The 18,834-nt window shown below is 69.2% G+C and carries 18 protein-coding genes and 3 tRNA genes; 4 read left to right on the forward strand and 17 right to left on the reverse strand.

All coding sequences use genetic code 11. The features are described 5' to 3' along the window. Positions 1 to 26: 26 nt before the first annotated feature. The 10 genes from rpoB to ABZ876_RS03470 form a co-directional block, all read right to left on the reverse strand. Positions 27 to 3,515, reverse strand: coding sequence for a DNA-directed RNA polymerase subunit beta (gene rpoB, locus ABZ876_RS03425; RefSeq protein ID WP_361773509.1), 3,489 nt, complete (start codon positions 3,513 to 3,515; stop codon positions 27 to 29). A gap of 709 nt (positions 3,516 to 4,224) precedes the next feature. Continuing rightward, positions 4,225 to 4,611: a 50S ribosomal protein L7/L12 gene (gene rplL / locus ABZ876_RS03430; RefSeq protein ID WP_361773512.1), complete on the reverse strand. Its 387-nt coding sequence runs from the start codon at positions 4,609 to 4,611 to the stop codon at positions 4,225 to 4,227. 111 nt (positions 4,612 to 4,722) lie between these two features. After that, the gene (gene rplJ, locus ABZ876_RS03435; RefSeq protein WP_234513459.1) at positions 4,723 to 5,253 is read right to left on the reverse strand and encodes a 50S ribosomal protein L10; all 531 of its coding nucleotides are present in this window, start codon (positions 5,251 to 5,253) and stop codon (positions 4,723 to 4,725) included. A gap of 291 nt (positions 5,254 to 5,544) precedes the next feature. After that, positions 5,545 to 6,411 carry a DUF1396 domain-containing protein gene (locus tag ABZ876_RS03440; RefSeq protein WP_361773515.1) on the reverse strand — a complete coding sequence of 289 codons (867 nt, stop codon included), beginning with the start codon at positions 6,409 to 6,411 and terminating at the stop codon, positions 5,545 to 5,547. Between the two features lie 110 nt (positions 6,412 to 6,521). Further along, positions 6,522 to 7,403 carry a hypothetical protein gene (locus ABZ876_RS03445; RefSeq protein WP_361773518.1) on the reverse strand — a complete coding sequence of 294 codons (882 nt, stop codon included), beginning with the start codon at positions 7,401 to 7,403 and terminating at the stop codon, positions 6,522 to 6,524. Positions 7,404 to 7,640: 237 nt separating this feature from the next. Beyond that, positions 7,641 to 8,366 (reverse strand): 50S ribosomal protein L1, encoded by a 726-nt coding sequence (gene rplA, locus ABZ876_RS03450; RefSeq protein ID WP_361773521.1) that lies wholly within the window; start codon positions 8,364 to 8,366, stop codon positions 7,641 to 7,643. Positions 8,367 to 8,463: 97 nt separating this feature from the next. Next, positions 8,464 to 8,898, reverse strand: coding sequence for a 50S ribosomal protein L11 (gene rplK / locus ABZ876_RS03455; protein ID WP_030747472.1), 435 nt, complete (start codon positions 8,896 to 8,898; stop codon positions 8,464 to 8,466). A 169-nt stretch (positions 8,899 to 9,067) separates the two neighbouring features. Continuing rightward, the gene (nusG, locus tag ABZ876_RS03460; RefSeq protein WP_361773525.1) at positions 9,068 to 9,934 is read right to left on the reverse strand and encodes a transcription termination/antitermination protein NusG; all 867 of its coding nucleotides are present in this window, start codon (positions 9,932 to 9,934) and stop codon (positions 9,068 to 9,070) included. A gap of 80 nt (positions 9,935 to 10,014) precedes the next feature. Then, positions 10,015 to 10,302, reverse strand: a complete 288-nt coding sequence (gene secE, locus ABZ876_RS03465; protein WP_361773528.1) for a preprotein translocase subunit SecE — start codon at positions 10,300 to 10,302, stop codon at positions 10,015 to 10,017. A gap of 109 nt (positions 10,303 to 10,411) precedes the next feature. Then, positions 10,412 to 10,484, reverse strand: a tRNA-Trp gene (locus ABZ876_RS03470). 262 nt (positions 10,485 to 10,746) lie between these two features. On the opposite strand from ABZ876_RS03470, the gene ABZ876_RS03475 reads away from it, so the two are divergent. Continuing rightward, positions 10,747 to 11,973 (forward strand): pyridoxal phosphate-dependent aminotransferase, encoded by a 1,227-nt coding sequence (locus ABZ876_RS03475; RefSeq protein WP_361773531.1) that lies wholly within the window; start codon positions 10,747 to 10,749, stop codon positions 11,971 to 11,973. A gap of 155 nt (positions 11,974 to 12,128) precedes the next feature. Further along, entirely contained in the window at positions 12,129 to 13,169 is a 1,041-nt protein-coding gene (locus ABZ876_RS03480) for an adenosine deaminase (protein ID WP_361773534.1), read from the forward strand. A 70-nt stretch (positions 13,170 to 13,239) separates the two neighbouring features. Here ABZ876_RS03480 and ABZ876_RS03485 read toward each other — a convergent pair whose 3' ends face one another. Continuing rightward, the gene (locus tag ABZ876_RS03485) at positions 13,240 to 13,875 is read right to left on the reverse strand and encodes a helix-turn-helix domain-containing protein (protein ID WP_361773537.1); all 636 of its coding nucleotides are present in this window, start codon (positions 13,873 to 13,875) and stop codon (positions 13,240 to 13,242) included. 114 nt (positions 13,876 to 13,989) lie between these two features. Between ABZ876_RS03485 and ABZ876_RS03490 the strand changes: the two genes are divergently transcribed. Continuing rightward, entirely contained in the window at positions 13,990 to 14,622 is a 633-nt protein-coding gene (locus tag ABZ876_RS03490; RefSeq protein ID WP_361773540.1) for an SDR family oxidoreductase, read from the forward strand. Positions 14,623 to 14,646: 24 nt separating this feature from the next. On the opposite strand, the gene ABZ876_RS03495 is transcribed toward ABZ876_RS03490, so the two are convergent. The 6 genes from ABZ876_RS03495 to ABZ876_RS03520 all read right to left on the reverse strand — a co-directional run bounded on the left by ABZ876_RS03495 (position 14,647) and on the right by ABZ876_RS03520 (position 17,363). Beyond that, entirely contained in the window at positions 14,647 to 15,702 is a 1,056-nt protein-coding gene (locus ABZ876_RS03495) for a UDP-N-acetylmuramate dehydrogenase (protein WP_361773543.1), read from the reverse strand. A gap of 129 nt (positions 15,703 to 15,831) precedes the next feature. Continuing rightward, entirely contained in the window at positions 15,832 to 16,260 is a 429-nt protein-coding gene (locus ABZ876_RS03500; protein WP_361773546.1) for a MaoC family dehydratase, read from the reverse strand. Between the two features lie 5 nt (positions 16,261 to 16,265). After that, on the reverse strand, positions 16,266 to 16,721 hold the full coding sequence (locus ABZ876_RS03505) for a MaoC family dehydratase N-terminal domain-containing protein (protein WP_361773549.1): 456 nt from the start codon (positions 16,719 to 16,721) through the stop codon (positions 16,266 to 16,268). 196 nt (positions 16,722 to 16,917) lie between these two features. Beyond that, positions 16,918 to 17,082 (reverse strand): 50S ribosomal protein L33, encoded by a 165-nt coding sequence (gene rpmG, locus ABZ876_RS03510; protein WP_003948671.1) that lies wholly within the window; start codon positions 17,080 to 17,082, stop codon positions 16,918 to 16,920. 89 nt (positions 17,083 to 17,171) lie between these two features. Beyond that, a tRNA-Met gene (locus ABZ876_RS03515) sits at positions 17,172 to 17,244 on the reverse strand. Between the two features lie 46 nt (positions 17,245 to 17,290). Next, positions 17,291 to 17,363: transfer RNA gene (locus ABZ876_RS03520), tRNA-Thr, on the reverse strand. A 224-nt stretch (positions 17,364 to 17,587) separates the two neighbouring features. Here ABZ876_RS03520 and ABZ876_RS03525 point away from each other — a divergent pair. Continuing rightward, entirely contained in the window at positions 17,588 to 18,832 is a 1,245-nt protein-coding gene (locus ABZ876_RS03525; RefSeq protein ID WP_361773552.1) for an amidohydrolase family protein, read from the forward strand. Positions 18,833 to 18,834: the final 2 nt, after the last annotated feature.

Raw genomic sequence — 18,834 nt, forward strand, 5'->3', positions numbered from 1 at the left:
TGGGTGAGGGCCCCTCCGGACTCCCGTCAGACCTCTTCGACGCTGCTCGGCTCGCGCCGGGACAGGTCGATGCCGAGCTCCTCCGCAGCGCGGAAGACGTCCTCGTCGGTGTCACGCATCTCGATGGACATACCGTCGCTGGACAGCACCTCCACGTTCAGGCACAGGGACTGCATCTCCTTGATGAGCACCTTGAAGGACTCGGGGATGCCGGGCTCGGGGATGTTCTCGCCCTTGACGATGGCCTCGTAGACCTTCACGCGGCCGGTGACGTCGTCGGACTTGATGGTCAGCAGCTCCTGGAGGGCGTACGCGGCGCCGTAGGCCTCGAGGGCCCACACCTCCATCTCGCCGAAGCGCTGGCCACCGAACTGAGCCTTACCGCCCAGCGGCTGCTGGGTGATCATCGAGTACGGCCCGGTCGAACGGGCGTGCAGCTTGTCGTCGACCAGGTGGTGCAGCTTCAGGATGTACATGTAGCCGACGGAGATCGGGTCCGGGAACGGCTCACCGGAGCGGCCGTCGAACAGCCGCGCCTTGCCGGACGGGAGGACCAGACGGTCGCCGTCGCGGTTCGGGATGGTGTGCTGGAGCAGACCCGCCAGCTCGTCCTCGCGGGCACCGTCGAAGACCGGGGTCGCGACGTTGGTCCGCGGGTCGACCTGGTCGGCGCCGATCGCCTGGAGGCGCTGCGCCCACTCGTCCGCGAGGCCGGAGACGTCCCAGCCGCGGCTGGCGAGCCAGCCGAGGTGGATCTCCAGGACCTGTCCCGGGTTCATTCGGGACGGCACACCCAGCGGGTTGAGGATGATGTCGACCGGAGTTCCGTCCTCGAGGAACGGCATGTCCTCGATGGGCAGGATCTTGGAGATGACACCCTTGTTGCCGTGGCGGCCGGCGAGCTTGTCACCGTCGGTGATCTTGCGCTTCTGCGCGACGTAGACGCGAACCAGCTGGTTCACGCCAGGCGGCAGCTCGTCGCCCTCCTCGCGGTCGAAGACGCGCACACCGATGACCTTGCCGGTCTCGCCGTGCGGCACCTTCAGCGAGGTGTCACGGACCTCACGGGCCTTCTCACCGAAGATCGCGCGCAGCAGACGCTCCTCAGGGGTCAGCTCGGTCTCACCCTTCGGGGTGACCTTGCCGACGAGGATGTCACCGGCGATGACCTCGGCACCGATGCGGATGATGCCACGCTCGTCGAGGTCGGCGAGGACCTCCTCGGAGACGTTCGGGATGTCCCGGGTGATCTCCTCGGGGCCGAGCTTGGTGTCACGGGCGTCGACCTCGTGCTCCTCGATGTGGATCGAGGAGAGGACGTCGTCCTGCACGAGGCGCTGCGACAGGATGATCGCGTCCTCGTAGTTGTGACCCTCCCACGGCATGAACGCCACGAGCAGGTTCTTGCCGAGCGCCATCTCGCCGTTCTGGGTGGCGGGACCGTCGGCGAGGACCTGGCCCTCGATGACGCGGTCGCCCTCGTTGACGACGACCTTCTGGTTGACCGAGGTGCCCTGGTTGGAGCGGGCGAACTTGGCCAGGCGGTACGTGATGTACGTGCCGTCGTCGTTGGCGGTGGTGATGTAGTCCGCGGAGACCTCCTGGACCACACCGGCCTTCTCGGCCTTGACGACGTCGCCGGCGTCCACGGCGGAGCGGTACTCCATGCCGGTGCCGACGAGCGGGGCCTCCGACTGGATCAGCGGAACGGCCTGGCGCATCATGTTCGCGCCCATGAGGGCACGGTTGGCGTCGTCGTGCTCGAGGAACGGGATCATGGCGGTCGCGACCGACACCATCTGGCGCGGCGAGACGTCCATGTAGTCCACGTCCTCGGGAGCGACGTAGTCGACCTCGCCGCCACGGCGGCGCACCAGGACGCGGGCCTCGGCGAACCGGAGGTCCTCGGTCAGCGGCGCGTTGGCCTGGGCGATGACGAAGCGGTCCTCTTCGTCGGCCGTGAGGTAGTGGACCTCTTCGGTGACGACACCGTTCTCGTCGACCTTGCGGTACGGGGTCTCGACGAAACCGAACGCGTTGACCCGGCCGTAGGTGGCGAGCGAGCCGATCAGACCGATGTTCGGGCCTTCGGGGGTCTCGATCGGGCACATGCGGCCGTAGTGCGAGGGGTGCACGTCACGGACCTCGAAGCCGGCCCGCTCACGGGAGAGACCACCCGGGCCGAGCGCGGACAGACGACGCTTGTGCGTCAGCCCGGACAGCGGGTTGTTCTGGTCCATGAACTGGGACAGCTGGCTGGTGCCGAAGAACTCCTTGATGGAGGCGACGACCGGCCGGATGTTGATCAGGGTCTGCGGCGTGATCGCCTCGACGTCCTGGGTGGTCATGCGCTCGCGCACGACGCGCTCCATACGGGCCAGACCCGTGCGGACCTGGTTCTGGATGAGCTCGCCGACGCTGCGCAGACGGCGGTTGCCGAAGTGGTCGATGTCGTCCGTCTCGACGACGATCGTCTCGCCGGAGTCGCCGACCGTCTCGGTCTCGCCCGCGTGCAGCTTGACCAGGTACTTGATCGTCGAGATGACGTCCTCGACGGTCAGGATGCCCGCGTCGAGCGGAGCGTCCGCACCCAGCTTCTTGTTGACCTTGTAGCGGCCGACCTTGGCGAGGTCGTAGCGCTTCGGGTTGAAGTACAGGTTCTCCAGCAGCGTCTGCGCGGCCTCACGCGTGGGGGGCTCGCCCGGACGCAGCTTGCGGTAGATGTCGAGCAGCGCGTCGTCCTGGCCCTGGGTGTGGTCCTTCTCCAGGGTGGCGCGCATCGACTCGTAGTCGCCGAACTCCTCGAGGATCTGCTCGGTGGTCCAGCCGAGCGCCTTCAGGAGGACGGTGACGGACTGCTTGCGCTTGCGGTCGATACGGACACCGACCATGTCGCGCTTGTCGATCTCCATCTCCAGCCAGGCACCCCGGGACGGGATGATCTTGGCGGAGAAGATGTCCTTGTCGGACGTCTTGTCGATGGTGGAGTCGAAGTAGACACCGGGGGAACGGACCAGCTGCGACACCACGACACGCTCGGTGCCGTTGATGACGAAAGTGCCCTTGTTCGTCATGAGCGGGAAGTCGCCCATGAAGACGGTCTGGGACTTGATCTCGCCGGTCTCGTTGTTGGTGAACTCGGCCGTGACGAAGAGGGGCGCGGCGTAGGTGAAGTCGCGTTCCTTGCACTCGTCGATCGAGTTCTTCGGCGGCTCGAAGCGGTGGTCCCGGAAGGTCAGCGACATCGACCCGGAGAAGTCCTCGATCGGGGAGATCTCCTCGAAGATCTCCTCCAGACCGGACTTGGTGGGGACGTCCTGACCGTTCTCCAGAGCCTCCTCGACGCGAGCCTTCCACGCGTCGTTGCCGAGCAGCCAGTCGAAGCTCTCGGTTTGCAGCGCGAGAAGGTTCGGAACCTCGAGGGGCTCCTTGATCTTTGCAAAGGAGATGCGCAGCGGGGCGGTGCTGGCGCCGTTGTTCGTATTCGCGGTCGAGGCAGTGCGCGAGGCGGCCAAGAGGGGGTCCTTCCGAGGGCTCGGACTCACTACGCGCGTACCGGTCCCCACCAGGCACAGAGATGGAAAGCCTCAGGTCGGAGACTCTTTATCGTCGGTGCTCAGGCGGGGGGCATGCTCCTGGTGACGGGCAGGAGGCAGCTAACAGGCAGCGCAAAGGGTCAGTGTAGCCACTTGGCACACTGATGTCCAGTGCGGGTTTGCAGGCTCACGACAGAGGCCCTCGTTCTCCCTCAACACCTGCGGCAAGCCACGCCCTCGATGCACATCGATACTGCCCTCTTCGTCGTCGATCCATGCCTCGGATCCGGATCGTTGTGACGACGCGTCCTGAGAATTGCGCGCTGCGTGCAGTTCGTCAAGGCCCCCATGGCCGAACCGGATGCTGCCATCGTCACTTGCAGCGGTCACCACGGCCCTCGGGAGGCACGACGAAGATCACCATACTCCCCGCGGCGACAGCCGCAAGGCAGCCGCCACCGGACCCCCCTGAACGGCGAAGAGCGACCACCCGGATGGATGATCGCCCTTCGCCGTGTTCGCGTTACAGCCCTACGAGTGAGCCGCGACCGGAATCCCGGTGGTGCCGGCTGCGGCGTTCGAGTGAACCGTGGCCCGAGCACGCGAAAGGGCCGTACGGAGCGAAGCCCCGTACGGCCCGGTGAGCCCTGTGCGGGCCCGTGGATCCCTGTGGGGACCCTAGGAGGTGTTACTTGACCTCGACGGAGGCGCCGGCGCCCTTGAGGGCCTCGGCGGCCTTCTCGGCCTGCTCCTTGTTGACCTTCTCCAGGACCGGCTTCGGGGTGCCGTCGACCAGGTCCTTGGCCTCCTTCAGGCCGAGGGAGGTCAGCTCACGCACGACCTTGATGACCTGGATCTTCTTCTCGCCGGCGCCGGTGAGGATGACGTCGAACTCGTCCTTCTCCTCCTCGGCCTCGGCGGCCGGGGCACCCGGGGCACCGGCGGCGGCGACGGCGACCGGAGCGGCGGCGGTGACGTCGAACTTCTCCTCGAACGCCTTCACGAACTCGGAGAGCTCGATGAGGGTCATCTCCTCGAACTGCGCGAGCAGGTCTTCCTGGCTGAGCTTCGCCATGATGGGCGATCCTTCCAATAAGTCGGCTGGTGCCGGATGTACATGTGTGGCGGGCGTACGTTCGGCCCGCTACGACCGTCGCCTCGGGCGGCGGTCAGTGCGCGAGCCGAATTACTCGGCACCGCCCTGCTCGGCCTGCTTGGCGCGAAGAGCGTCCACGGTGCGGACGAGCTTCGACGGCAGCGCCTGGAAGAGCGCGGCAGCCTGCGACTGCTTGCCCTTCATGGCACCGGCCAGCTTGCTGAGCAGAACCTCGCGGGACTCGAGGTCCGCAAGCTTCTTGATCTCGTCGGCGGACAGCGCCTTGCCTTCAAGGACACCGCCCTTGATGACGAGGTTCGGGTTGTCCTTGGCGAAGTCACGAAGACCCTTCGCCGACTCCACCGGGTCACCGGTGACGAAGGCAACCGCCGTCGGACCGTTGAACAGGTCGTCGAGCGTCGTGATCCCGGCCTCGTTGGCCGCAATCTTGGTCAGCGTGTTCTTCACCACGGCGTACTGGGCGTTCTCACCGAGCGAACGACGCAGCGTCTTGAGCTGCGCCACGGTGAGACCCCGGTACTCGGTCAGCACGGCGGCGTTCGAGCTGCGGAACTGCTCCGCCAGCTCGGCTACCGCGGCAGCCTTGTCGGGCCTTGCCATAGAGCGTCGGCCTCCTTCCGGGTGATGAGGACCGCTCGGAAGGGGCTGGGCAAAAACAAACGCCCCGGCGCAGGCGCACGGGGCGGACTCGACCGGCCGCACGCGCGGATGACGCACGTACTCCGGGAGTTCTTCCACAGTCACCTGCGCGGGTCGTCCGCAGTGCAGCGGATCCTTCGGCCACCGCACCCTCATCCGAGCGCACGGCAACGACCAGCGGTCTTTGGCTTCTGTAGGAGAGTACGGGAACGGATCGCCGGCAGGCAAATCCGCTCCCGGGCGCTACGGGGCTCAGCCCTGCTGGGCGCCCTTCATCATCTCGGCGAGGTCGGCCGTGTCCTTGGCGGACGGGGCCGTCACCGTCACCGGCTTGTTGTAGTCGAGGAAGGTGATGGTCATGTCCAGCGGGCCCTGGGCGGCGTCACCGCGCATCCGGAACTGCTTGGTGTGGTTGCTGCCGTCGATCCACATGTCCATGGACATCTTGTCGGCGCCCATCTTGGCGTACTGGTCGAGGCTCTTCTCGCGCTGCTTGAGAGTGGCCTCGTCCAGCTTCTGGGCCTTGAGGTAGGCGCGCATGTCCGCGAGGGTGAGGTCGCCCTTGTAGTGGGTCGTCTTCACGCCGCCGACGGTCTCGACGCCGACCTTCGTCACATGCTTGGAGCTGGTGAGGAAGGTGGAGTCCTGGGCCGGGTTCTGGCCCGCCTGACCGGCCCCGAGCTGCTGCGTGTTCAGCTGCTTGTCCGCACCGAGCGCGGCCAGGTCGAACTTGATCCAGTGCTTGCCGCCCATCTCCTTGGCGGCCTCGGCACCCCCGCCGATGTACATCGCCTTGTCGACGAGCCGGATCTCGACCGGACCCGCGGTCTTCTGCTCCGACGCCGTCATCTTCATGCTCATGGCGAGCGGCTTCATGCTCATCCGGGCCTCGGCCTGCACCTGGCCCGCGCCCGGCACCTTACCGGTCATCCGGTAGTGCAGGGACGTGATCTGCTGGGCGGTCTTCGCGGCCTCGGCGACGGCCGCGGCGGGCGTCATCTCCGGCGACTTCTCCTCGGTGCCCTTCGAACAGGCGACCGCTCCGCCACCCAGGACCAGGGCCGCGATCACGGCACCCGCCGCTCCGCGCTCCACCCGGTTCCGCACTGCAAAGGTCATGATTCCCCCCAAGAGAACCCATGGCTGATCCATAACAAGACCGCGAGCTTATCCCGAAGGGCTGACAGTGGCGCGTCAATTCCCGGTAGCAGGCGTCGAACTGGAGTGTGCTATGAGCCCCGGCCGCTCATCAGTTCCTTGAAGTCGACGGTGTCCGTCGCCGCGGGCCGGCCGGCCGAGACCTTCACGCCGTAGTCGCGGTAGTAGGCCGTGGCGGCCATCCGACCGCCGGCCAGCTCGCCCTTCTCCACCTTCTTGACCAGCAGGCCGCGGTCGTCCACCCAGATGTCGACGGTCTCCGCGGTGACCTCGGCCTGCTCCAGCTGCTCCTTCAGAGCGGCGGCGTCCTCGCCGGTGAGGGCCGCCGGGTCGACCGTGCCCGAGTAGTGCGTGGTGTGCCGTCCGCGCACCGTCTCCTCGCCCACCCTGCGCACGTTCCCGCAGGCGCGCAGCAGCCGGACCGGCTGGAGCGGCGCGGTGTTGCGCAGCTGGTCCGTGAGGGAGGCGCCCGAGCCGCCTGGCAGGGCCGCCAGATCGCCGTAGCCGTAGCGGATCCAGTGCCGGCCCCGAAGGCGGCGGGCGAACGTCTCGCCGACCCGGGCGTAGTAGGCGTCGGGCAACAGCCGCGCCTCCATGGAGGTGCTGCTCAGCTCGTGCATGGTGGATGCGAGCTGTCCGCCGGTGTAGGTGATGCGCAGGGTGCCGACCGGGTCGCCGGACCAGCCGAGCGCGCCGTTCGTCTTCAGGGAGAGCATCGCGCCCATCGCGGTGGAGGACTCGATCCTGGCGGACCCGGCCCTGACGGTGGCCTGCTCGACGGCGCGCAGGGCGGCGGCCGACCGGGGGTCGACGCGGCCGGCGCGGCCGCCGGAGGGCGCCGCGGAGCCCTTGGAGGAGCCGTTGTCGCCGGAGAGGCTGCACCCCGCCACGGCGGACAGCGCGGCGAACGCCGCGACCTGGAGGATCCCGCGCCTGACGATTCTGTCCCTCATCCGTTCCCCCCTCGAGCGCTCAGTGATCTTCACGCTAACTCCGACCGGGGGAAACGGCGCGCACCTGACGTGAAACGGCATGTGCCCCTTGCCGGACTCACCGGGGCTTCCGGGCCTTCCGGGGCTCCCGGGGCTCCCGGGGCTCCCGGGGCGGAGAACATACGAAAACGCCGGGCCCCGCACCTGCGAAGGTGCGGGGCCCGGCGTCGGCTGCGCGTGCCCGCGGCTTTCGTCGGATCAGACGGCGGCCGGGTCCTCCTCGACGAGGAGGTTGCGGGTGCGGTTCGGGTCGACCGGAACGCCGGGGCCCATCGTGGTGGTGATGGCGGCCTTCTTGATGTAGCGGCCCTTGGCGGCGGACGGCTTCAGACGGAGGATCTCCTCCAGCGCCGCACCGTAGTTCTCCACCAGCTTCGTGTCGTCGAAGGACACCTTGCCGATGATGAAGTGCAGGTTCGAGTGCTTGTCGACGCGGAACTCGATCTTGCCGCCCTTGATCTCGGTGACGGCCTTCGTCACGTCCGGGGTCACGGTGCCGGTCTTGGGGTTCGGCATCAGACCACGGGGACCGAGCACGCGGCCGAGGCGGCCGACCTTGCCCATGAGGTCCGGGGTGGCGACTACGGCGTCGAAGTCCAGACGGCCCTTCGACACCTCGTCGATCAGCTCGTCGGCGCCGACGATGTCGGCGCCCGCGGCACGAGCGGCCTCGGCACGGTCACCGGTCGCGAAGACCAGGACCCGGGCGGTCTTACCGGTGCCGTGCGGGAGGTTCACGGTGCCACGGACCATCTGGTCGGCCTTGCGCGGGTCGACACCCAGACGGAAGGCGACCTCGACGGTGCCGTCGAACTTGGTCGTGGAGGTCTCCTTGGCGAGACGGACGGCCTCGAGCGGGGCGTAGAGCTTCTCCCGGTCGACCTTGGCGTCCGCAGCGCGGAGAGCCTTGCTGCGCTTGCTCACAACTGCTCCTGTGTGTTCTGAAAGGAGTCGTGGTACGGGCCGAGCAGGCCCTGCCACGTGCGGCTTTCTACGGCCGCATGATCTACGAAGGTGAGGGTCAGCCCTCGACCGTGACGCCCATGGAACGCGCGGTACCGGCGATGATCTTCGCGGCGGCGTCCAGGTCGTTGGCGTTGAGGTCGGGCATCTTGGTCTGGGCGATCTCGCGGACCTGCGCCTCGGTGATCTTGGCGACCTTGGTCTTGTGCGGCTCGCCGGAGCCCTTCTCGACGCCCGCGGCCTTGAGGATCATCTTGGCGGCCGGCGGCGTCTTGGTGACGAAGGTGAAGGAACGGTCCTCGTAGACCGTGATCTCCACCGGGATGACCCAACCACGCTGCGACTCGGTCGCGGCGTTGTAGGCCTTGCAGAACTCCATGATGTTGACGCCGTGCTGACCCAGCGCCGGACCGACCGGCGGGGCCGGGTTGGCGGCACCGGCCTGGATCTGGAGCTTGATGAGCCCCGTGACCTTCTTCTTCTTGGGAGGCATTGCTCTCTCCGGGTCCTTAGTGAGAGTTTTTCGCCATCCGATCCGGATCATCCGGATGGAGGCATACCGCACAACGATAACGGGTACCGTCGCGGGGCCAAAAACCGAGCAGGTCAGACCGGCTTTCGCAGCCTGCCTGACCTGATCGGAAGCGGTTGTACCAGAAGGGTTAGTTCTTCTGGATCTGGTCGAAGCTCAGCTCGACCGGCGTCTCGCGGCCGAAGATCTCCACGAGGCCCTTGACCTTCTTGGAGTCGGCGTTGATCTCGTTGATGGTCGCCTGGAGCGTGGCGAACGGGCCGTCGGTGACGGTGACCGAGTCGCCGACCTCGAAGTCCAGCACCTGGACCTCGACCTTGCGCTGCGGAGCCGGCTTGCCCTCGGCCTCGGCGGCCTCGCGCGCGGCCTTCTCCTCGGCCTCCGGGGCGAGCATCTTGACGATCTCGTCCAGGGTCAGCGGGTACGGGTCGTAGGCGTTGCCCACGAAGCCGGTGACGCCGGGCGTGTTGCGGACGACGCCCCAGGACTCGTTCGTCAGGTCCATGCGCACCAGGACATAGCCCGGGAGCTTGTTCTGGCGGATGGTCTTGCGGTCGCCGTTCTTGATCTGGACGACCTCTTCCTGCGGCACCTCGGCCTGGAAGATGTAGTCCTCGACGTTCAGCGAGACGGCACGCTGCTCGAGGTTGGTCTTCACGCGGTTCTCGTAGCCGGCGTACGTGTGGATCACGTACCACTCGCCGGGCAGCGAGCGCAGCTCCTCACGAAGGGCCTCGACGGGGTCGACCGGCGCGGCCTCCTCGGCGGCCTCGTCCTCGGCGGCCTCGTCCTGGTCGGCGGCCTCATCCTGGCCGACGGCCTCGTCCTCGTCCACGACGCGCACGGCGGCCTCCTCGGCCGGCTCGCCCGCCTCGGCTTCGGCAGCCTCGAACTCGTCCCGCTCGTCCGCGCCCTCGACGATGTCGAGCTCGTCATCCACGGACTCGGCGGACTCGCCGCGTGGCTCAACGGCGTCGTTCAGGTTCGGGTCAGACACGGTGGCTGCTTCTTCCTGGATACATAGGGGTGGAACACGCGAAAGGGACGCCGGGCACCTCGGCGTCCTTCGCTCTCGGCTCAGCCGAAGACGTACTTGGCGGCGTGGCTGAGTCCATAGTCAATCAGAGTCACCAGGGCGATCATGATCGCGACAAAGAAGATCACCACTGTGGTGTACGACGTCAGCTGGTTCCTGGTCGGCCAGACGACCTTGCGGAGCTCCGCGACGACCTGGCGGTAGAAGAGGGCAAGGCGCTTCAGCGGGCCCTTCTTGGCTCGCTTGCCGCCCTTGCGCGACTTCTTCTTCGACTCCTGCACCTCATCCTGGGCGTCAGGCATGTCGATGGAGCCCACGGCGTCCGTCACTCGTCCTCACCTGATTCCCGGGTCGTGGCCGTGCCGCGCCCGGTGGAGCCGCACGGCGAGTGCAATACATACGTACTGTGCGCACACTTCCTGATCGGGGAGTGTGTAGCAGGGCCGGAGGGACTTGAACCCCCAACCGCTGGTTTTGGAGACCAGTGCTCTACCAATTGAGCTACGACCCTTTGTTGTGTACCCCAACGTACCGCATCCGGCCGGGTGCTCGGTGTGCACCGGCACGATCGCCGCCGCTGGAGGCCAACGAGGTGAGAGTGTACGTGGTCCGCGGCCGGTCGTCGAACAGAAAGCACCCGTACGGACTTTGCCCGCCGAAGATCGGCCAGGCCACCGCGCGGATCCGGACTGGTGTCCAGTCGTCGGCCCGGGGTGGTTCAGTCTGTGAAACCCGTGTGCCGCGTGCGTTTCCGGTCTGGAACGATGGGGTCCATGAGCGCTGCAACCCCTCCCACCGAGCGTCGGGTCTCCGCCCGGATCGGCGCGATCTCCGAGTCCGCCACCCTCGCCGTGGACGCCAAGGCCAAGGCCCTCAAGGCCGCCGGGCGCCCGGTGATCGGCTTCGGCGCGGGCGAGCCCGACTTTCCGACGCCGGACTACATCGTCGAAGCGGCCGTCGAGGCCTGCAAGAACCCGAAGTACCACCGCTACACGCCGGCCGGCGGCCTGCCCGAGCTGAAGGCCGCGATCGCCGCCAAGACGCTGCGCGACTCCGGCTACGAGGTGGACCCCTCCCAGGTGCTGGTCACCAACGGCGGCAAGCAGGCCATCTACGAGGCCTTCGCCGCGATCCTGGACCCGGGCGACGAGGTGATCGTCCCGGCGCCGTACTGGACGACCTACCCGGAGTCGATCCGACTGGCCGGCGGCGTCCCGGTGGAGGTCGTCGCGGACGAGACGACCGGCTACCGCGTCTCCGTCGAGCAGCTGGAGGCCGCCCGCACGGAGAAGACGAAGGTCGTGCTCTTCGTCTCACCCTCCAACCCGACCGGCGCGGTGTACTCCGAGGCGGAGACCGAGGCCATCGGCCGCTGGGCCGTGGAGCACGGCCTGTGGGTGCTGACCGACGAGATCTACGAGCACCTCGTCTACGGCGACGCGGTCTCCGTGTCCCTGCCGGCGCTCCTGCCCGAGCTGCGCGACAAGTGCATCGTGGTCAACGGCGTCGCCAAGACGTACGCGATGACGGGCTGGCGTGTGGGCTGGATCATCGGCCCCAAGGACGTGGTGAAGGCGGCGACGAACCTTCAGTCGCACGCGACGTCCAATGTGTCGAACGTCGCTCAGGTGGCGGCCCTGGCGGCCGTTTCCGGCGGCCTCGAGGCGGTCGCGAAGATGCGCGAGGCCTTCGACCGGCGCCGCAAGACCATCGTGCGGATGCTGAACGAGATCGACGGCGTGCTCTGCCCGGAGCCGGAGGGCGCGTTCTACGCGTACCCGTCGGTGAAGGCGCTGATCGGCAAGGAGATCCGCGGCAAGCGCCCGCAGAACACGGTGGAGCTGGCCGCGCTGATCCTGGAGGAGGCCGAGGTCGCGGTCGTTCCCGGCGAGGCCTTCGGCACCCCCGGTTATCTGCGGCTGTCCTACGCCCTCGGTGACGAGGACCTGGTCGAGGGCGTGAGCCGGATCCAGAAGCTGCTGGCGGAGGCCCGGGACTGACGTCTCCGAGGCCGGGGACCGACGTCTCGAGGCCTCACGCCTCGAGGGGGCGCGGTGGGTGGACGTACCCGCCGCGCCCCCTTCATTTGTGCGATCAAGACCACGTACGGGGAAACCGCTACCGGGACGCCCGGGAGGTGCGGCAGGATCCTGGGATGGAGCACGTACGTGATGTCTCTGAGCTGCCGAAGGCCCATCTCCATCTGCACTTCACCGGGTCGATGCGGCCCGCCACCCTCCTGGAACTGGCCGACAAGTACGGCGTACGGCTGCCCGAGGTCCTGACGGACGCGCTGGTCAGCGGGGAGCCGCCCAAGCTGCGGGCGACGGACGAGCGGGGCTGGTTCCGCTTTCAGCGGCTGTACGACGCGGCGCGCTCATGCCTGAGAGAGCCGGAGGACATCCAGCGGCTGGTGCGGGAGGCCGCGGAGGAGGACATCAGGGACGGGTCGGTGTGGCTGGAGATCCAGGTCGACCCGACGTCGTACGCGCCGCGACTGGGCGGTCTCATCCCGGCGCTGGAGATCATCCTGGACGCGGTGGACACGGCGATGCGGGAGACCGGGCTCGGGATGCGCGTGCTGGTCGCCGCGAACCGGATGAAGCACCCTCTGGACGCCCGCACCCTGGCGCGCCTGGCGGTGCGCTACCGGGACCGCGGCGTCGTGGGCTTCGGTCTGTCGAACGACGAACGCCGGGGCATGGCCCGGGACTTCGACCGCGCCTTCGCCATCGCCCGGGAGGGCGGGCTGCTGTCGGCCCCACACGGCGGCGAGCTGACGGGGCCGTACTCGGTGCGCGACTGCCTGGACGACCTGCACGCCGATCGGGTGGGCCATGGGGTGCGCGCGGCGGAGGACCCGCGGCTGCTGAAGCGCCTGGCGGACCGCGGGGTGACGTGCGAGGTGTGCCCGGCGTCGAACGTCGCGCTGGGCGTCTACGAGAAGCCCGAGGACGTCCCCCTGCGGAGGCTGTTCGAGGCGGGCGTCCCGATGGCGCTGGGCGCGGACGACCCGCTGCTGTTCGGCTCGCGCCTCGCGGCGCAGTACGAGATCGCCCGCCGGGACCACGGCTTCACGGACGCGGAACTGGCCGAACTGGCCCGGCAGTCGCTCCGCGGGTCGGCGGCCCCCGCGGAGGTGAAGGCGAAGCTGCTGGCGGGGGTGGACGCCTGGCTCGACGCACCGGCCGCGTGACGGGGCGCGGCTCTGGGCGCGGCCGACGGAGGGGCTCCCGGCACGGCCGCCGGGGGGAGCCGCACGGCCGTCACGGGCTCTCGGTCACGGAGATCCCGCCCAGCAGCGTCCGCGCGAGGCGGCGTGCGAAGTCCTCCACGGGCGGCCGCGCACCGGTCTCCGTCGCGTCGTAGGCGAAGGCGCGCTGTGCACAGGCGCCGAGGAGGAGGGACGCGGCCGCGAAGGTGTCCGCGTCGGCGTGGACCCGCCCGGCGCTCTGCTCGGCCCTCAGATAGGCGGCGACGCCCTCGATGGGCACGTGCGGCCCCGCCCCCATCTGCCGCATCGCCTCGTCGTGCCGCCGCTTGAGCTGGGTCTCCGCGTACAGCGAGGCCGCGATCGGAAAGCTCTGCTCGTAGAAGAGGGCCGCCCGGCGGGCGATCTCGGTGAGGTTCTCCTCCAGGGTGCGCTGCCCGGGCTCGGCGGCCAGGCTGCGCAGCAGCGGGGTGAGCCGCGGCAGGCGCTCGTGCAGGACCTCGATGAACAGTTCTTCCTTGCTCGGGAAGTACTTGTACAGCGCCGCCTCGGAGCAGCCCGCCGCCTTGGCGATCTGCTTGGTGGTGGCCCGCGCCAGCCCGACGGTGAGCATCAGGTCGTGGGCGGCGTCGAGGATACGGACCCGGGCCGGCTTGGGCTGCGTCTGCTGCATGGGCACCAAGGATTCCATGGCCGCTCCCGGGGCTTGACGGGTGGGTGAGTACTTACCCACCCTAGAAGGCGACGTGGGTGAGTAAATACTCACCCACCCATCTCACCTGGACAACGGCGTACGGGAGTACCCATGAAGCTCACCGTTTTCGGTGCCACCGGAGGCATCGGTCAGGAGATCGTGCGGCAGGCGCTGGACGCGGGACACGAGGTCACCGCGGTGGTCCGGGATCCGGCGCGGCTCACCGTGACGGGGGCGAACCTGAAGGTGTTCCGCGCCGACCTGTCCGCCACGGACGAGGTCCGTCCCGCCGTCGCCGGCCGCGACGCGGTGCTGTCCGGGCTCGGCGCGCGCAGCCGCAAGGACGCCGGGGTCGCCACCCGGCTCACCCGCACGGTGGTGAGCGCCATGGAGGCCGAGGAAGTGCGTCGACTGCTCGTGGTCAGCGCCGGTCCGGTCGGCCCGGAGCCCGAGGGGGGCGGGATGCTCGACCGCACGGTGCGCGGTGTCGTCTCGGCGTTGCTCAAGGACGTCTACGCCGACCTGAGGGAGATGGAGGCCGAGCTGGCGCGCAGTGCCACGGACTGGACGGTCGTCCGCCCGCCGCGTCTCCGGAACAAACCGCTCACCGGCTCCTACCGCACGGTCGTCGGCGGCTTCCCGCGCGGGGGCCGCTTCATCGCCCGCGCCGACGTGGCCCACGCGATGCTGGCGATGACCGGCGACCCGGGGACGGTGAAGCAGGGGGTGGGACTGGCCTACTAGGACCCCGGCCGGGACGGGAGCGCCTCAGAGGCTGACGCCCACCGTGACCGGCTCGTTGACCAGCGTGATCCCGAAGGCCTCCCGGACGCCGGCCACGACCTCACGGGCCAGGGCCAGCAGGTCCTCGGTGGTCGCGCCGCCGCGGTTGGTCAGGGCGAGGGTGTGCTTGGTGGAGATGCGGGCGGGCCCGGTGCCGTACCCCTTGGTGAAGCCCGCCTTGTCGATGAGCCAGGCCGCGGAGGTCTTGGTGTGGCCGTCACCCGCCGCGTACGCGGGCGGCTCCGCGTCCTCGCCCAGCCGCTCCTTCACGCGCGCGTGGAAGGCGGCGAACTCCTCGTTCGTGAGGATCGGGTTGGTGAAGAAGGATCCCGCCGACCAGGTGTCGTGGTCCTCGGCATCCAGCACCATGCCTTTTCCCGCACGCAGCTTGAGGACCGTCTCACGGGCCCTGGCCAGCGGCACCCGCCCGCCCGGCTCGACGCCGAGGGCGCGGGCCGTCTCGGCGTACCTGATCGGCCCCGACAGTCCCTGCGCGTCCTCCAGTGCGAAGCGGACGCGCAGGACGACATAGCGGTCGGGGTCGGCCTTGAAGCGACTGTGGCGGTACGAGAACGCGCACTCGGCGTTCGTCAGCGTGACCGTCTCGCCCGCCTCGCGGTCGTACGCGACCACCTCCGTGATCGAGGAGGAGACCTCCTGGCCGTACGCCCCCACGTTCTGAATGGGGGTCGCCCCCGCGGAGCCGGGGATTCCGGAGAGGCACTCGACTCCGGCGAGTCCCGCCTCCACCGTGCGGGCGACGGCGTCGGTCCACACCTCGCCGGCGGCCAGCTCCAGCGCCGTGCCGTCCAGGGAGAACCCCTTGGTGGCGATGCGCAGGGCGGTGCCGTCGAAGCCCTTGTCGCCGATGACCAGGTTGGATCCGCCGCCGATCAGCAGCAGCGGGGTACCGGAGTCGTCGGCCTCGCGGACGGCGGCGATCACCTCGGCATCGGTGGTGGCGGTGATCAGGCGGGTCGCGGGGCCGCCCAGCCGGAAGGAGGTCAGCGGGGCGAGCGGGGCGTCGTGGAGTTCCTGCACGCGCCAAGACTACGAGACGCCACCGGCAGCCCCGACACACCCGTACGCGGTCCGCGTACGGGTGGACGAGGCGTCGGGAGGCGGCTCAGCCGTCGGCCGTGAGGTTCGGTCGGCCGTTGCCGCACGCCGTCAGGCCAGTCGTACGACCGCCCGGGACATGCCCAGCACCTTCTGGCCGGCGCTGGTCGCCGTGAGGTCGACGCGGACGGTCTGGTCGTCGAGCTTGGCCGCGACCTTGCCGCTGACCTCGATGAGAGCGCCCTGGTCGTCGTTGGGGACGACGACGGGCCGGGTGAAGCGGACCCCGTACTCCACGACCGCGCCCGGGTCGCCGACCCAGTCGGTCACCACACGGGCCGCCTCGGCCATGGTGAACATGCCGTGCGCGATGACGTCCGGCAGGCCCACCTCCTTGGCGAACTTCTCGTTCCAGTGGATCGGGTTGAAGTCTCCGGAGGCTCCCGCGTACCGCACGAGCGTGGCGCGGGTGACGGGGAAGGTCTGCGTCGGCAGCTCCGTGCCGACCTCGACGGTGTCGTACGCGATCTTCGCGGTCATGTGCGTCACGCCTCCTCTTCCGGCGCCCGGGCCACGAGCTTGGTCCAGGCGGTCACCACGTGCTCGCCCGCCTCGTCGTGCACCTCGCCGCGGATGTCCAGGACGTCGTTGCCGGCCAGCGACTTGATCGACTCGATGGTCGAGGTCACGCTCAGCCGGTCACCGGCACGGACCGGACGGGTGTACGTGAACCTCTGGTCACCGTGCACGACCCGGCTGTAGTCGAGGCCGAGTCGGGGGTCCTGGACGACCTGGCCCGCGGCCTTGTAGGTGATCGCGAAGACGAAGGTCGGCGGGGCGATCACATCGCAGTGGCCGAGTGCCTTGGCGGCCTCCGGATCGGTGTAGGCCGGGTTGGCGTCCCCGATCGCCTCCGCGAACTCGCGGATCTTCTCCCGGCCCACCTCGTAGGGCTCGGTGGGCGGGTAGGACCGCCCCACGAAGGACTGGTCGAGCGCCATGGGCTCGGCACCTCCTGGTTACTCTGCGGATCCGGCCTCACCGAGGCCGCCGACGCCGTCACGGCGGGCGCTTCGCCCGGCCGGTGCGGCGCGGACCATTCTCCCGTCCGGCCGGCGTGAGGCGTGGCTCCGGCGGGCGTAACGCCGCGAGGCCGCCCCTTCAGGCTGAAGGGACGGCCTCGCGTACGAGCCTGATTTATCGCGTCTCGCGGTGCGCGGTGTGCGCGTTGCAACGCGGGCAGTGCTTCTTCATCTCAAGACGGTCCGGGTTGTTACGCCGGTTCTTCTTGGTGATGTAGTTCCGCTCCTTGCACTCCACGCAGGCCAGCGTGATCTTCGGGCGGACGTCGGTGGCAGCCACGTGAGTGCTCCTTGACGAACGGGTAGACGAGTTTAACGCAAGAAAGAGTAGCCGATCGAAGGACCGACCCCACAATCGGCTACTGTGAGTAGCGGTGACCGGACTTGAACCGGTGACACAGCGATTATGAGCCGCTTGCTCTACCGACTGAGCTACACCGCTGTGATGCGATCGGACCCCGCCTGACGGCGGGAACCTCTCACACCAGAGCCCCAATACGGAATCGAACCGTAGACCTTCTCCTTACCATGGAGACGCTCTGCCGACTGAGCTATTGGGGCGAGCGATGAAGACATTACACGGTTGCCCGCCGTTCGCCCAAATCCATTGCACGGCCCCCGTCCGCGGCCGTGTGGGGCCCCGCACAGGCAAGCACCACACCGGTACGACTATTGCGCTCCTCCCCGTCCCGGCCCGGTCGTCACCCTAGGCTCGACTCACTCTCCGTGATCTTGCCCGTGCCTTTGCCCCTTGGTGCGCAGCCGCCCCGAGCCACAGGAACGCGATGCCCGACCGACCGCAGCCGCCCCACTCCTCGCCCCCGACGCCGGGACCGGCCGACCCGAACGCGCTTCTGCTCTGCGGGGCGCGGCTCACCGACGGGCGGACGGTGGACGTACGGCTGGGCGGCGGGCGCATCGAGGCCGTCGGCACCGCGGGCAGCCTGGCGGTGGGGGCGTCCGGCGCCCGCGTCGACCTGCGCGGCTATCTGCTGCTGCCGGCCCCCGCCGAGCCCCACGCGCACGGGGACACGGCCCTGTCCGCGGACGACGACGGGCCGGTCTCGCACCACCCCGAACAGGTCCAGCGGCGTGCCACCGAGGCCGCGCTGCTTCAGCTCGGACACGGGGCCACGGCCCTGCGCTCACACGTCCACATCGGTGACGTCCAGGGGCTGGAGGGGCTGGCGGCGGTCCTGCGGGCGCGGCGCTCGCTGAGCGGGCTCGCCGAGCTGACGACGGTGGCGATGCCGCGGGTGCTGACCGGGGCCGCCGGGGCGGACGGGCTCGCGATGCTGCGCGACGCGGTCAAGATGGGCGCGGCGGTGGTGGGCGGCTGCCCGGACACGGACCCCGATCCGACCGGATACGTGGAGACCGTCCTCGAACTGGCGTCCGAGCACGGCTGCCCGGTCGACCTGCACACGGACGCCGACGACCCGGCACGTCTCGCCCGGATCGCGGCGATGGCGGGCGGATTGCGCCCGGGAGTGACGCTGGGCCCGTGCGGCGGTCTCGCGCGGCTCCCCGCCGGGGCGGCCGCCCGCGCCGCGGACCGGCTCGCCGCCGCCGGGGTGACGGTGGTCTGCCTGCCGCAGGGCGGCTGCGGTGGCGTCGAGCGGCGCGACACCGCTCCGGTACGGCTGCTTCGTTCGGCCGGGGTACGGGTGGCGGCGGGCAGCGGAGGGCTCAGGGACGTGGCGAACCCGGTGGGGCGCGGGGACCCGCTGGAGGCGGCGTATCTGCTCGCGTCGCGGTACGGACTCCGGCCCGAGGACGCGTACGACACGGTGAGCGCTTCGACGCGGGCCGCGCTCGGGCTGCCCGAGGTACGCGTCGAGGCGGGCTTTCCGGCGGAGCTGCTCGCCGTGCGCGGCCAGCAGCTGGCGGGGGCGCTCTCGCTCGCGTACAGCCGGATCGTGGTGCACCGAGGGCGCGTGGTCGCCCGTACGAGCGCGGTGCGGGAGTACTGCGGTTCGGCGGCGGTGGCCCTGGACCTGCCGCGCCAGGGACGGGCCCAGCCTTCCTGACG

Source organism: Streptomyces sp. NPDC046931 (genome assembly GCF_040644655.1).
Lineage (GTDB): Bacteria > Actinomycetota > Actinomycetes > Streptomycetales > Streptomycetaceae > Streptomyces.